Genomic DNA, 12,197 nt, shown 5'->3' with positions numbered 1-12,197 from the left:
GAAATGAAGGGCACTGTTGGTGAGCTCGGGGAGTTCGGGCTCATCAGGGAGCTCACCTCCCGTCTCACCACCACCCCGGCGGTCCGGGTCGGCCCCGGCGACGACGCCGCCGTGGTCTCCGCGCCCGACCGGCGGGTCGTGGCCAGCACCGATGTCCTGGTGGAGGGCCGCCACTTCCGCCGCGACTGGTCCACGGCCTACGACGTCGGCCGCAAGGCCGCCGCCCAGAACCTCGCCGACATCGCCGCCATGGGCGCCGTGCCGACCGCGCTGCTGCTCGGCCTGGTCGTGCCCGCCGAACTGCCGGTGACCTGGCCCAGCGAGCTCATGGACGGGCTGCGCGACGAGTGCCAGGTGGCCGGCGCGGCGGTCGTCGGCGGGGACGTCGTCCGCGGCGACACCATCACGGTGTCCATCACCGCGCTCGGCGACCTGCGCAACCAGGAGCCCGTCACCCGGGGCGGGGCGCAGCCCGGCGACATCGTCGCGGTGACCGGCTGGCTCGGCTGGTCCGCGGCCGGGCACGCGGTGCTCTCCCGCGGTTTCCGCTCCCCGCGCGCCTTCGTCGAGGCGCACCGGCGCCCCGAGCCGCCGTACCACGCGGGCCCGGCCGCCGCCGGTCTCGGCGCGACCGCCATGTGCGACGTCAGCGACGGCCTGATCGCCGACCTCGGGCACATCGCCGAGGCCAGCAAGGTCCGCATCGACATCCGCTCCGGCACGATCGACATCCCCTCGCAGATGCACGACATCGGCCAGGCCGTCGGCGTCGACCCCATGCAGTGGGTGCTGACCGGGGGCGAGGACCACGCGATCGTGGCGACCTTCCCGCCGGACGTGAAGCTGCCCGCCCGCTGGAAGGTCATCGGCGAGGTGCTCAACCCGTCCGCGCTGCCGCAGGTGACCGTGGACGGGGCGCCCTGGACCAGCCAGGGCGGCTGGGACCACTTCGGGGACATCGAGTCATGAGCGCGCCGCCCCGGGTGCTCACGGTGGCCGGCTCCGACTCCGGCGGGGGAGCGGGCGTCCAGGCCGACCTGAAGACGATGCTGGCGCTCGGCGTGCACGGGATGAGCGTGCTCACCGCGGTGACCGCGCAGAACTCCCTGGGCGTGCAGGGCGCCTGGGAACTGCCGGTGGAGGCGGTACGGGCCCAGTACCGCAGCGTGGTCGACGACATCGGCGTGCAGGCGGTCAAGACCGGCATGCTGTCCTCGGCCGAACTCGTGGAGACCGTCGCCGGCTTGCTCGCCGGCACGGACGCGCCGACGGTCGTCGACCCGGTGGGCGTCTCCAAGCACGGCGACGCGCTGCTGGCGGCGTCGGCGCTGGACTCCGTCCGCACGAAGCTGCTGCCGGTGGCGACCGTGGCCACCCCGAACCTGGACGAGGTCGCGCAGCTCACCGGCGTGCGGGTGGCCTCCGAGCGGGACATGCGGCGGGCCGCCGCGGCGGTGCTGGAGTTCGGCCCGCGCTGGGTGGTGATCAAGGGCGGCCACCTCTCCGCCGCCGCATCGCCGGAGGCCGTCGACCTCCTGACGGACGGCACGGAGGAGCACTGGCTGCGCGCCCCCAGGTACGACAACCGCCACACCCACGGCACGGGCTGCACCCTGGCCTCCGCCATCGCCTCGGAACTCGCCAAGGGCCGTACGGTCCCGGAGGCGGTGACGGCGGCGAAGACCTACGTCACCGGAGCACTGGCTTCGGGCTTCGCCCTGGGCGGGGGCATCGGGCCCGTGGACCATGGGTGGGAGCTGCGGGGCGGGGAGAACGGGGCGCGCGGGGCGGGCGCCGGGTGAGGCGGCGCTCCGGTCGCCGGAGAGGGATGCGCGGAGCGCCGGGTGAGACGGCGGCTCGGTCGCCGGAGGCGGACGTGCGGGGTGCTCGGTGAGGCGGCGGTCCGGTCGCCGGTGCGGGGCGGCGGGCGCAGGACGCCCGGGCCGTCACCCCGCCGCGCGCAGCAAAAAGCCGGTCCACCCCGAGGTGGACCGGCTCGTTGCGGCGATACCGGCTGTGGCCGCGCGCTCAGCGATTGCGTCAGCGCGAGACCTTGCCGGCCTTGATGCACGAGGTGCAGGCGTTCACGCGCTTCGGCGTCCCGCCGACCACGGTACGCACACGCTGGATGTTCGGGTTCCAGCGACGGGACGTACGGCGGTGCGAGTGCGAGATGTTGTTGCCGAAGCCCGGCCCCTTGCCGCAGACGTCGCAGTTGGCAGCCACGGGTCACTCCAAAGACTTCAGATGCACTTACGGTTGATCCCGGCAGGCCGGGATCCAGATCCAGAGCTCGAAGAGCCCGCGGATCCGAGTGGCGTTGCCAGGGGAGACGCCCGATCGGATCGGGCAACCGGAGCAGCATACAACGGCTGCACCCGTAGGACGAAACTAGCATGCCCGCTCACGGGCCGGCCCGCGCCCTCTTCCGGCAGGCGGGGGCCCACCGTCTACGCTGCGTGCCACGTCCAGCAGCTCGAGGAGGCACAGGTGCCGCAGGTGCCGCAGACGTTCGATGCTCTCGCGGTGCGTGCCTGGTGCGGTCTGGCGCTCGACGCGCTCGGACGGGCCCGGGAGGAGATCGACGCGATCAACGTCTATCCCGTGGCGGACGGCGACACCGGCACCAATCTCTATCTGACGCTGGAGTCGGCGGCCACGGCCGTGGAGGCGGTGTTCGCCGGGCACGAGGCCGGCGGCGGAGGCGCTCCCACCCCCGCCCTGGCCGACGCGGTACGGGCGATGGCGCACGGCGCGCTGATCGGCGCGCGCGGGAACTCCGGGACGATCCTCGCCCAGCTGCTGCGCGGCATGGCCCAGGTGCTGGCCGGTGACGACGCCCCGGCGCACGCCGACGGGCGGGGCCTCGGTCTCGCCCTGCGCCACGCGGCCGACTCCGCCCGGCAGGCGGTGGCGCACCCGGTCGAGGGCACGGTCCTCACCGTCGCCTCGGCCGCCGCCGACGCGGCGGGCGGGGCGGCCGGCGGTGCCGGCGGCGACTGCGCCGCGGTGGCCCGCGCCGCCTACGAGGGCGCCCGCGCGGCGCTCGCCGAGACCCCGGAGCGGCTGGACGTCCTGCGGCGGGCGGGCGTGGTCGACGCGGGCGGACGCGGCCTGGTGACCGTGCTGGGGGCGCTCGTGGAGACGCTCACGGGGGAGACGCCCCGCGGCGCCGCGGGACGCGGTCCCGGACTGCACGCGCGCGTGGAGCCCGCCGAGGAGGCGCACCGGAACCCCGCCCCCTGCGCGGACGCCGCGGCCGTACCGGAGCCCGGGGGCCCCGCCTTCGAGGTGATCTACCTGCTGGAGGCCGAGGACGCGGCCGTCGCGCGGCTGCGGAAGCGGCTCGACGCCCTCGGCGACTCCCTCGTCGTGGTCGGCGGCGACGGCCTGTGGAACGTCCATGTGCACGTCGACGACGCCGGCGCCGCCGTGGAGGCGGGCGTCGAGGCCGGACGGCCGTACCGCATCCGGATCACCCATTTCGGCGCCGGGGACGCGCACGCCCCGCGGGCCGAACGGACGCCCGCCGAGCGCGTCCAGCGGGCCGTGGTGGCGGTGGTGCCCGGCGAGGGCCTGGCGGGCCTTTACACGGAGGCCGGGGCCACGGCCGTCCTCGCCCGGCCCGGCGAACCGCCCGCCAGCGGCGAGCTCGTCCAGGCGGTACGGCGCGCGCACGCGCGCGAGGTGGTGCTGCTGCCCAACGACGCCGAGCTGCGCCACACCGCCGCCGCGGCCGCCGAGCAGGTACGGGCGGAGGGCGTCCGGGTGGCGCTCATCCCCACCCGGTCCGCGGTGCAGGGCATCGCGGCGCTGGCGGTGCACGAGCCGGAGCGCCGCTTCGACGAGGACGTGGTGGCGATGACCTCCGCGGCCGGCGCGACCCGCTACGCCGAGGTCGCCGTCGCCGAGCGGCAGTCCTGGACCATGGCCGGCATCTGCCAGGCCGGCGACGTCCTCGGCCTGGTCGACGGGGACGTGGCGGTCATCGGCCAGGACCTCACCGACACCGCCCTGGCCGTCCTGGACCGCATGCTCGCGGCCGGCGGGGAACTGGTCACCCTGGTCCTCGGCGACGGCGCCCCGGAGTCCGTCGCGGAACGCCTCGAGGCCCGGGTGCGCGAGGGCTACCTGGCCGTCGACACGGTCGTCTACCACGGCGGCCGGCAGGGCTCCGTCCTGCTCATCGGCGTCGAGTGACGCGAACGACCCGGTCCGGCGCGGACCGGCCGGGCGGCCCGCCGTACCCGCTCTGTCAGTGGAGTGGTGTCCAATGGATCCCGTGCCCGCACTGGACGAACCACTGAAGAAAGTGCTCGGCCCCGCCACCGCGAAGGTGATGGCCGAGCACCTCGGCCTGCGCACCGTCGGCGACCTGCTGCACCACTACCCGCGCCGGTACGAGGAGCGCGGCCAGCTCACCCACCTCGCCGACCTGCCGATGGACGAGCACGTCACCGTGGTCGCGCAGGTCGCCGACGCCCGGCTGCACACCTTCGCCTCCAGCCGCGCCCCGCGCGGCAAGGGCCAGCGGCTCGAGGTGACGATCACCGACGGCAGCGGCCGGCTGCAACTGGTCTTCTTCGGCGCCGGTGTCCACAAACCGCACAAGGAACTCCTGCCGGGCACCCGCGCGATGTTCGCCGGCAAGGTCTCCGTCTTCAACCGCCGCCTCCAACTGGCCCACCCGGCCTACGAGCTGCTGCGCGGGGACGCCGAGGAGACGGTGGAGAGCTGGGCGGGCGCGCTCATCCCCATCTACCCGGCCACCGCCAAGCTGGAGTCCTGGAAGGTCGCCAAGGCGCTGCAGACCGTGCTGCCCAGCGCCCAGGAGGCCGCCGACCCGCTCCCCGAGCCGCTGCGCGAGGGCCGCGGTCTGGTCCCGCTCCCCGAGGCGCTGCTCAAGATCCACCGTCCGCACACCAAGGCCGACATCGAGGACGCCCGCGCCCGCCTCAAGTGGGACGAGGCGTTCGTCCTCCAGGTCGCCCTCGCCCGCCGCCGGTACGCCGACGCGCAGCTCCCGGCCGTGCCCCGCCGCCCGAGGCCCGACGGCATCCTCGCCGCCTTCGACGAGCGTCTCCCCTTCACCCTCACCGAGGGCCAGCGCAAGGTCTCGGAGGAGATCTTCGCCGACCTCGCCACCGACCACCCCATGCACCGCCTGCTCCAGGGCGAGGTCGGTTCCGGCAAGACCATGGTCGCCCTGCGGGCCATGCTCGCCGTCGTCGACGCGGGCGGCCAGGCGGCGATGCTCGCGCCCACCGAGGTCCTCGCCCAGCAGCACCACCGCTCGGTCACCGAGATGATGGGGGAACTGGCCGAGGGAGGCATGCTCGGCGGCGCGGACGACGCCACCAAGGTGGTGCTGCTCACCGGCTCCATGGGCGCCGCCGCGCGCCGTCAGGCCCTGCTCGACCTGGCCACCGGCGAGGCCGGCATCGTCATCGGCACGCACGCGCTGATCGAGGACAAGGTCCAGTTCCACGACCTCGGCCTGGTGGTCGTCGACGAGCAGCACCGCTTCGGTGTCGAGCAGCGCGACGCCCTGCGCGGCAAGGGCAAGCAGCCGCCGCACCTGCTCGTCATGACCGCCACCCCCATCCCGCGCACGGTGGCCATGACCGTCTTCGGCGACCTGGAGACCTCCGTCCTGGACCAGCTCCCGGCCGGGCGCTCGCCCATCGCCAGCCATGTCGTCCCGGCCGCCGACAAGCCGCACTTCCTCGCCCGCGCCTGGGAGCGGGTGCGCGAGGAGGTCGAGAAGGGCCACCAGGCGTACGTGGTCTGCCCGCGCATCGGCGACGAGGAGGACGGCGCGAAGGCGAAGAAGAAGTCCGCCGAGGACGAGGCGGAGAAGCGGCCCCCGCTCGCCGTCCTGGACACCGCGGAGCAGCTCGCGCGGGGCCCGCTCGGCGGACTGCGCGTGGAGGTCCTGCACGGCAGGATGCAGCCCGACGACAAGGACGCCGTGATGCGCCGGTTCGCCGCCGGCGAGGCCGACGTCCTGGTGGCCACCACCGTCATCGAGGTCGGCGTCAACGTGCCGAACGCCACCGTGATGGTGATCATGGACGCCGACCGCTTCGGCGTCTCCCAGCTGCACCAGCTCCGCGGCCGTGTGGGCCGCGGCTCGGCCTCCGGCCTGTGCCTGCTGGTCACCGAGATGCCCGAGGCGAGCGCCGCCCGCCAGCGGCTGAACGCCGTCGCGTCCACCCTGGACGGCTTCGAGCTCTCCCGCATCGACCTCGAACAGCGCCGCGAGGGCGACGTACTCGGCCAGGCCCAGTCCGGCACCCGGTCCAGCCTGCGCGTGCTCGCCGTCATCGACGACGAGGAGGTCATCGCCGAGGCCCGCGAGGAGGCCACCCGGGTCGTCGCCGCCGACCCGGACCTGGAGCGCCTGCCCGCCCTGCGCACGGCGCTGGACGCCCTGCTGGACGAGGAGCGGGAGCAGTACCTGGAGAAGGGCTGACAGACTGGGACCGGCCCCCGGCCCCCACGGACCGGCCCGCACGAACCGACCCGCACCCACCGACAAGGACCGAGGACATGACCCGCGTGATCGCCGGCGCGGCCGGCGGACGCCGCCTGGCCGTCCCGCCGGGGCAGGGCACCCGACCCACCTCCGACCGGGCGCGCGAAGGCCTCTTCTCCACCTGGCAGTCGCTGCTCGGCGGCCCTCTCGACGGCGAACGCGTCCTCGACCTGTACGCCGGCTCCGGCGCCGTCGGCCTGGAGGCGCTGTCCCGCGGCGCCGGACACGTCCTGCTGGTCGAGGCCGACGCCCGTGCCGCGCGCACCGTCCGGGAGAACGTGAAGTCGCTCGGACTCCCCGGCGCCGAGGTGAGGTCCGGCAGAGCGGAACAGATCGTCCGCACCGGGCCCCCGGAGCAGCCGTACGACGTGGTCTTCCTCGACCCGCCCTATGCCGTCTCCGACGACGATCTCCGGGAGATCCTGCTCACACTCCGTTCCCAGGGGTGGCTCGCCGGCGAGGCCGTCGTCACCGTGGAGCGCAGCACCAGAGGCGGAGAATTCGTCTTTCCGTCGGGTTTCGAGGCGATCCGGGCCCGTCGTTACGGCGAGGGAACGTTTTGGTACGGTCGCGCCGCCTCTACGTGCGAAGACGCACGATGACCGGACCGGAGAGCGAGGGATCACCAGTGCGCCGCGCCGTATGTCCCGGGTCGTTCGACCCGATCACCAACGGACACCTCGACATCATCGCCCGGGCCTCCCGGCTGTACGACGAGGTCTACGTCGCGGTGATGATCAACCAGTCCAAGAAGGGCCTGTTCGAGATCGAGGAGCGGATCGACCTGATCCGCCGCGTCACCGCCGAGTACGGCAACGTCCGGGTCGAGGCCTTCCACGGCCTCCTCGTCGACTTCTGCAAGCAGCGCGACATCCCCGCCATCGTCAAGGGCCTGCGCGCGGTCAGCGACTTCGACTACGAGCTCCAGATGGCCCAGATGAACAACGGCCTCTCGGGCGTGGAGACCCTCTTCGTCCCCACCAACCCCACCTACAGCTTCCTGTCCTCCTCGCTCGTCAAGGAGGTCGCGGCCTGGGGCGGGGACGTCTCCCACCTGGTGCCCGCCGAGGTCCTGACGGCGCTCACCGAACGCCTGCGCAAGGACTGAACCGGCCCCGGCGGAGGGGGCGTCCGGTGTCCACCGGACGCCCCAGGGCCGTACAGTCGTCCCGTCCGTCTCCAACACAGCTGTAGAGAGTGGCGAGCACACGGTGGACGTGCAGAAGAAGCTGGACGAGATCGTCGCCGCGGTCTCCAGTGCCCGGTCGATGCCCATGTCGGCGTCGTGCGTGGTCAACCGCGCCGAACTGCTCGCCATGCTCGACGAGGTGCGCGCGGCGCTGCCCGACTCCCTCGCCCAGGCGGAGGAACTGATCGGCGGCCGGGAGCAGATGGTCGAACAGGCCCGCCAGGAGGCCGAGCGGATCATCTCCGAGGCGCACGCCCAGCGCGGCTCGCTGGTCGCCGAGACCGAGATCGCCCGCCGCTCCCAGGCCGAGGCCGACCGGATCCTCGCCGAGGCCCGCAAGGAGGCCGAGGAGATCCGCGCGGAGGCCGACGACTACGTCGACTCCAAGCTCGCCAACTTCGAGGTCGTCCTCACCAAGACCCTCGGCTCCGTCGGCCGCGGCCGCGAGAAGCTGCTCGGCACCGGCCCCGGCCTCGACGAGCAGGGTTACGAGGACGAGGACGCCCCCGAGCGCAGCCACGACCCGGAGACCCTGCGCCGCAACGCCGACGCCTACGTCGACGTCAAGCTCGGCGCCTTCGAGGCGGTGCTCGCCAAGACGCTGGAGGCGGTCGGCCGCGGCCGGCAGAAGCTGCACGGCCGCATCGCCAGCGACGACCTGGGCGCACTGGCCGACGACACCAGCACCGTCCAGCACTCCAGCGACGCCGACTACCTCGCCGACCTGGCCTCCCTCGCCGAGCAGGACGCCCAGGGCCGCAGGACCGAGCAGCAGCAGCCGCCGCAGCCGTACGCCCCGCCGGAGCCCGCCTTTCCCCCCGCCTCCGGCTACGCCCCGGCGGGAGGCGCCCCCGTCGGGCAGCAGGCCGACCCGTACGCCGGCTACCAGCAGCAGTACGGCGGCGTCCAGGACCCGTACGCCCAGACCACCGGCGGCTACGGTCAGGCCGACCCGTACGCGGCCTACCAGGGCTACGACGGCGCCCAGCAGGCGTACGACCCGGGCCAGGCCGCCCAGCAGGTGCCGCAGCAGGCCCAGCAGGGGTACGCGCTGGACGAGACGAGCCTGTTCGACACCAGCATGATCACGCCCGAACAGCTCGAGGCGTACCAGCGCGAGCGGGGCCTCTAGGGGCGGATTGGGCCGTGAGCGAAAGGTCCAGTATCCTGGCTCTTCGGTCGCGTGTATGACCGCGATCCACGCTGCCCGGGAACGCACCGTACGGCAGTGACACCCTCTGAGCTCGAAGATCGAAAGCAGGAATGGCTCTGAACGCCCGCCTCGACCACCGCAACCCCCTCGTGTTCGACACGCACGAGCTGGGGCGGCGGCCTGGTGCGCTGCAGCGCCTGACCCGTACGGTCGACGCCCCCAAGGACCTCGGTATCAAGGGAGTCGTCGGAGTGCCGGAAGGCGCCCCGGTGGAGCTCGAACTCCGGCTCGAGTCGGTCATGGAAGGTGTGCTCGTCACAGGCACCGCCCGTGCCAAGGCCGAGGGGGAGTGCGTAAGGTGTCTGGAGCCGCTCGAGCTGGAGCTCGAAGCGGACTTCCAGGAGATGTTCTCGTACCCTGACGCCGACGACCGGGGCCGCGTGACGGCGGAACCGGGCGACGACGCCGAGGACGACGAGGACAGGCTCTTCCTCGAGGACGGCCTGTTCGACCTCGAGCCGGTGCTGCGCGACGCGGTGGTGCTCGCACTGCCGATGCAGCCGGTGTGCCAGGAAGACTGCCCGGGTCTGTGCTCCGAGTGCGGAGCGCGGCTGGCGGACGACCCGGACCACCATCACGACGCCGTCGACATCCGTTGGGCGGCATTGCAGGGACTCGCCGGCACCATGAAGGACGGCGAGAAGGACGAGATGAGCGGCGCCGAAGCCGGCGTCGACGAGAAGCAGGAGAAGTAGCCGTGGCTGTTCCGAAGCGGAAGATGTCGCGCAGCAACACGCGCCACCGCCGGTCGCAGTGGAAGGCTGCGGTCCCCACCCTGGTTGCGTGCGAGCGCTGCCACGAGCCCAGGCAGCAGCACATCGCGTGCCCGTCTTGCGGCACCTACAACAAGCGCCAGGTCCTCGAGGTCTGAGCGGCTGGTGAGAGGCACTGTGTCCACGCCGAAGAAAAACTCTGCGGACAACCAGGCCTCGTCCCCGACGCTTCTGGAAGGGCGGCTCGGCTACCAGGTCGAGTCCGCCCTTCTGGTGCGTGCGCTGACCCATCGTTCCTACGCCTACGAGAACGGCGGTCTGCCGACGAACGAGCGGCTGGAGTTCCTCGGGGACTCCGTGCTCGGCCTCGTCGTCACCGACACGCTGTACCGCGCCCACCCCGACCTGCCCGAGGGCCAGCTGGCCAAGCTGCGGGCCGCGGTGGTCAACTCGCGTGCGCTGGCGGAGGTGGGCCGTGGGCTCGACCTCGGCTCCTTCATCCGGCTCGGCCGGGGTGAAGAGGGAACGGGCGGCCGGGACAAGGCGTCCATCCTCGCCGACACCCTCGAAGCGGTGATCGGCGCGGTCTATCTCGACCAGGGCCTGGAATCGGCGGCGGAGCTGGTGCACCGCCTGTTCGACCCGCTGATCGAGAAGTCCTCGAACCTGGGAGCCGGCCTGGACTGGAAGACCAGTCTCCAGGAGCTCACCGCGACCGAGGGGCTCGGCGTTCCCGAGTACCTGGTCACGGAGACCGGCCCCGACCACGAGAAGACCTTCACTGCTGCCGCCCGCGTCGGAGGCGTCTCGTACGGCACCGGCACCGGCCGCAGCAAGAAGGAGGCGGAGCAGCAGGCCGCCGAGTCCGCCTGGCGGTCCATCAAGGCCGCGGCGGACGAGCGGGCCAAGGCGGCTCAGGAGGCCGAACAGGTCGTCCGGGCCGCCGAGGCCGAAGCCTCCGGCATGAGCGCCGACGCCTCGTCGGCCTCCGCCTGACGCAGTAAGCACGACCCGAGCGCCCGTCCCCGCAGCGGGGCGGGCGCTCGGTGCTCGCTCCACCGGTCCTGGGAGGGACACCATGCCCGAGCTGCCCGAGGTCGAGGTCGTACGGCGCGGACTCGAGCGGTGGGTCGCCCACCGGACCGTCGCCGACGCCGAGGTCCTGCACCCGCGCGCGGTGCGCCGTCACCTCGCGGGCGCGGACGACTTCGCGTACCGGCTGAAGGGCCACCGCATCGGCGTCCCGCGCCGCCGCGGCAAGTACCTGTGGCTGCCGCTGGAGGACACGGACCAGTCCGTGCTGGCCCACCTCGGGATGAGCGGCCAACTGCTGATGCAGCCGCACGCCGCGCCGGACGAGAAGCACTTGCGGATCCGCGTCCGCTTCACCGAGCCGCAGTCCCCGGACGCCGGACCGGCGGGGGACACCGAGCTGCGCTTCGTCGACCAGCGCACCTTCGGCGGACTGTCGCTGCACGACAACACCCCCGAGGGCCTGCCCGACGTCATCGCGCACATCGCCCGCGACCCGCTCGACCCGCTCTTCGACGAGGAGGCCTTCCACCAGGCCCTGCGCCGCAAGCGGACCACCATCAAGCGGGCGCTCCTCGACCAGTCGCTGATCAGCGGCGTCGGCAACATCTACGCGGACGAGGCGCTGTGGCGCTCCCGCATCCACTACGAGCGCCCCACGGCCGGCTTCACCCGTCCCCGCACCCTGCAACTGCTGGGACACGTCCGGGACGTGATGAACGCCGCCCTCGCCGCCGGCGGCACCAGCTTCGACAGCCTCTACGTCAACGTCAACGGTGAGTCCGGCTACTTCGACCGGTCCCTGGACGCGTACGGCCGTGAGGGCCTGCCCTGCCGCCGCTGCGGGACGCCGGTGCGCCGGCGGGCGTGGATGAACCGCTCCAGCTACTTCTGCCCGCGCTGTCAGCGGGCGCCGCGCGCCGCGTCGTAACGCTCACGGGCCTCGAGGACGGCGTCCATGCGGTCCTCCAGGAGGTGGATGAGGGCCAGCAGACGCTCGGCGACCTCGCGGCCCAGCGGGGTCAGTTCGTAGTCCACCCGAGGCGGGTTGGTCAGCTGCGCCTCGCGGTGCACGAGCCCGTCGCGCTCCAGCGCGTGCAGCGTCTGCGACAGCATCTTCTCGCTGACGCCGTCGACCCGTCGGCGCAGCTCGTTGAACCGCAGCGACCCCTCGTACAGCGCCCCCAGCGTCAGCGCCCCCCAGCGCCCGGTCACGTGTTCCAGCGTGACGCGGGACGGGCAGGACCTGGCGAACACGTTGAAGGGGAGGTCCCGGTCCTCCGGGGCCGGCTGCGTGGTCGTCATGAGTTCAGCGTACTTCAGGGCAGCGCTCACCCACGGGTTGCGCTCACTCCGGGTAAGCAGGGGGGCGGTGCGGCGACACCGGTCGCGGCGGACACGGGCGGTGCCACGACACCCCGGCACGGGCGCACGCGCGGAGGTCGTCCTGCCGGCCCCGCCCTCCGACGGGTCCCACCGGGCGCGGGCTGCCTCCTCCGCACGGACGGGGAC

The 12,197-nt window shown here is 73.2% G+C and carries 13 protein-coding genes; 11 read left to right on the top strand and 2 right to left on the bottom strand.

Features of this window, described 5'->3' with window-relative positions:
- The first annotated feature begins 3 nt into the window (after window positions 1-3).
- Together C1708_RS09575 and thiD are read left to right on the top strand one after the other, a co-directional pair.
- Entirely contained in the window at window positions 4-969 is a 966-nt protein-coding gene (locus C1708_RS09575) for a thiamine-phosphate kinase (RefSeq protein ID WP_106412260.1), read from the top strand.
- Complete coding sequence (thiD, locus tag C1708_RS09570) at window positions 966-1,802, top strand: bifunctional hydroxymethylpyrimidine kinase/phosphomethylpyrimidine kinase (RefSeq protein WP_106412259.1); 837 nt, start codon at window positions 966-968, stop codon at window positions 1,800-1,802. The genes C1708_RS09575 and thiD overlap by 4 nt, the downstream gene beginning before the upstream one ends.
- Window positions 1,803-2,040: 238 nt before the next feature.
- Here the strand turns inward: thiD and rpmB are convergent, their stop codons facing one another.
- Window positions 2,041-2,226: a 50S ribosomal protein L28 gene (gene rpmB, locus C1708_RS09565; RefSeq protein WP_003993230.1), complete on the bottom strand. Its 186-nt coding sequence runs from the start codon at window positions 2,224-2,226 to the stop codon at window positions 2,041-2,043.
- Between the two features lie 264 nt (window positions 2,227-2,490).
- Here rpmB and C1708_RS09560 point away from each other — a divergent pair, with 264 nt between their 5' ends.
- The 9 genes from C1708_RS09560 to mutM all read left to right on the top strand — a co-directional run bounded on the left by C1708_RS09560 (window position 2,491) and on the right by mutM (window position 11,616).
- Window positions 2,491-4,200: a DAK2 domain-containing protein gene (locus C1708_RS09560; protein WP_106412258.1), complete on the top strand. Its 1,710-nt coding sequence runs from the start codon at window positions 2,491-2,493 to the stop codon at window positions 4,198-4,200.
- 73 nt (window positions 4,201-4,273) lie between these two features.
- The gene (recG, locus tag C1708_RS09555; protein WP_106412257.1) at window positions 4,274-6,475 is read left to right on the top strand and encodes an ATP-dependent DNA helicase RecG; all 2,202 of its coding nucleotides are present in this window, start codon (window positions 4,274-4,276) and stop codon (window positions 6,473-6,475) included.
- Window positions 6,476-6,552: 77 nt separating this feature from the next.
- Window positions 6,553-7,140 (top strand): 16S rRNA (guanine(966)-N(2))-methyltransferase RsmD, encoded by a 588-nt coding sequence (gene rsmD / locus C1708_RS09550; protein ID WP_106412256.1) that lies wholly within the window; start codon window positions 6,553-6,555, stop codon window positions 7,138-7,140.
- 26 nt (window positions 7,141-7,166) lie between these two features.
- Complete coding sequence (gene coaD, locus C1708_RS09545; RefSeq protein WP_106412255.1) at window positions 7,167-7,646, top strand: pantetheine-phosphate adenylyltransferase; 480 nt, start codon at window positions 7,167-7,169, stop codon at window positions 7,644-7,646.
- Between the two features lie 103 nt (window positions 7,647-7,749).
- The gene (locus C1708_RS09540) at window positions 7,750-8,859 is read left to right on the top strand and encodes a F0F1 ATP synthase subunit B (protein WP_106412254.1); all 1,110 of its coding nucleotides are present in this window, start codon (window positions 7,750-7,752) and stop codon (window positions 8,857-8,859) included.
- Window positions 8,860-8,990: 131 nt separating this feature from the next.
- Window positions 8,991-9,635 carry a YceD family protein gene (locus C1708_RS09535; protein ID WP_106412253.1) on the top strand — a complete coding sequence of 215 codons (645 nt, stop codon included), beginning with the start codon at window positions 8,991-8,993 and terminating at the stop codon, window positions 9,633-9,635.
- Between the two features lie 2 nt (window positions 9,636-9,637).
- The gene (gene rpmF, locus C1708_RS09530; protein ID WP_106412252.1) at window positions 9,638-9,811 is read left to right on the top strand and encodes a 50S ribosomal protein L32; all 174 of its coding nucleotides are present in this window, start codon (window positions 9,638-9,640) and stop codon (window positions 9,809-9,811) included.
- Between the two features lie 19 nt (window positions 9,812-9,830).
- Complete coding sequence (gene rnc, locus C1708_RS09525; protein WP_106412251.1) at window positions 9,831-10,649, top strand: ribonuclease III; 819 nt, start codon at window positions 9,831-9,833, stop codon at window positions 10,647-10,649.
- A gap of 82 nt (window positions 10,650-10,731) precedes the next feature.
- On the top strand, window positions 10,732-11,616 hold the full coding sequence (mutM, locus tag C1708_RS09520) for a bifunctional DNA-formamidopyrimidine glycosylase/DNA-(apurinic or apyrimidinic site) lyase (protein WP_106412250.1): 885 nt from the start codon (window positions 10,732-10,734) through the stop codon (window positions 11,614-11,616).
- Here mutM and C1708_RS09515 read toward each other — a convergent pair.
- Window positions 11,589-11,990 carry a winged helix-turn-helix transcriptional regulator gene (locus C1708_RS09515; protein WP_106412249.1) on the bottom strand — a complete coding sequence of 134 codons (402 nt, stop codon included), beginning with the start codon at window positions 11,988-11,990 and terminating at the stop codon, window positions 11,589-11,591. The genes mutM and C1708_RS09515 overlap by 28 nt on opposite strands.
- Between the last annotated feature and the right edge of the window lie 207 nt (window positions 11,991-12,197).

This window comes from Streptomyces sp. DH-12 (genome assembly GCF_002899455.1).
GTDB lineage: Bacteria > Actinomycetota > Actinomycetes > Streptomycetales > Streptomycetaceae > Streptomyces.
This window is presented reverse-complemented; position numbering and strand designations above follow the sequence as displayed.

What these genes read in the sequence shown, in the direction of transcription:
- C1708_RS09575 (WP_106412260.1), top strand. Translation starts at nt 4, where the DNA reads ATGAAGGGCACTGTTGGTGAGCTCGGGGAGTTCGGGCTCATCAGGGAG.
- thiD (WP_106412259.1), top strand. Translation starts at nt 966, where the DNA reads ATGAGCGCGCCGCCCCGGGTGCTCACGGTGGCCGGCTCCGACTCCGGC.
- recG (WP_106412257.1), top strand. Translation starts at nt 4,274, where the DNA reads ATGGATCCCGTGCCCGCACTGGACGAACCACTGAAGAAAGTGCTCGGC.
- rsmD (WP_106412256.1), top strand. Translation starts at nt 6,553, where the DNA reads ATGACCCGCGTGATCGCCGGCGCGGCCGGCGGACGCCGCCTGGCCGTC.
- C1708_RS09535 (WP_106412253.1), top strand. Translation starts at nt 8,991, where the DNA reads ATGGCTCTGAACGCCCGCCTCGACCACCGCAACCCCCTCGTGTTCGAC.
- mutM (WP_106412250.1), top strand. Translation starts at nt 10,732, where the DNA reads ATGCCCGAGCTGCCCGAGGTCGAGGTCGTACGGCGCGGACTCGAGCGG.
- C1708_RS09515 (WP_106412249.1), bottom strand. Translation starts at nt 11,990, where the DNA reads ATGACGACCACGCAGCCGGCCCCGGAGGACCGGGACCTCCCCTTCAAC.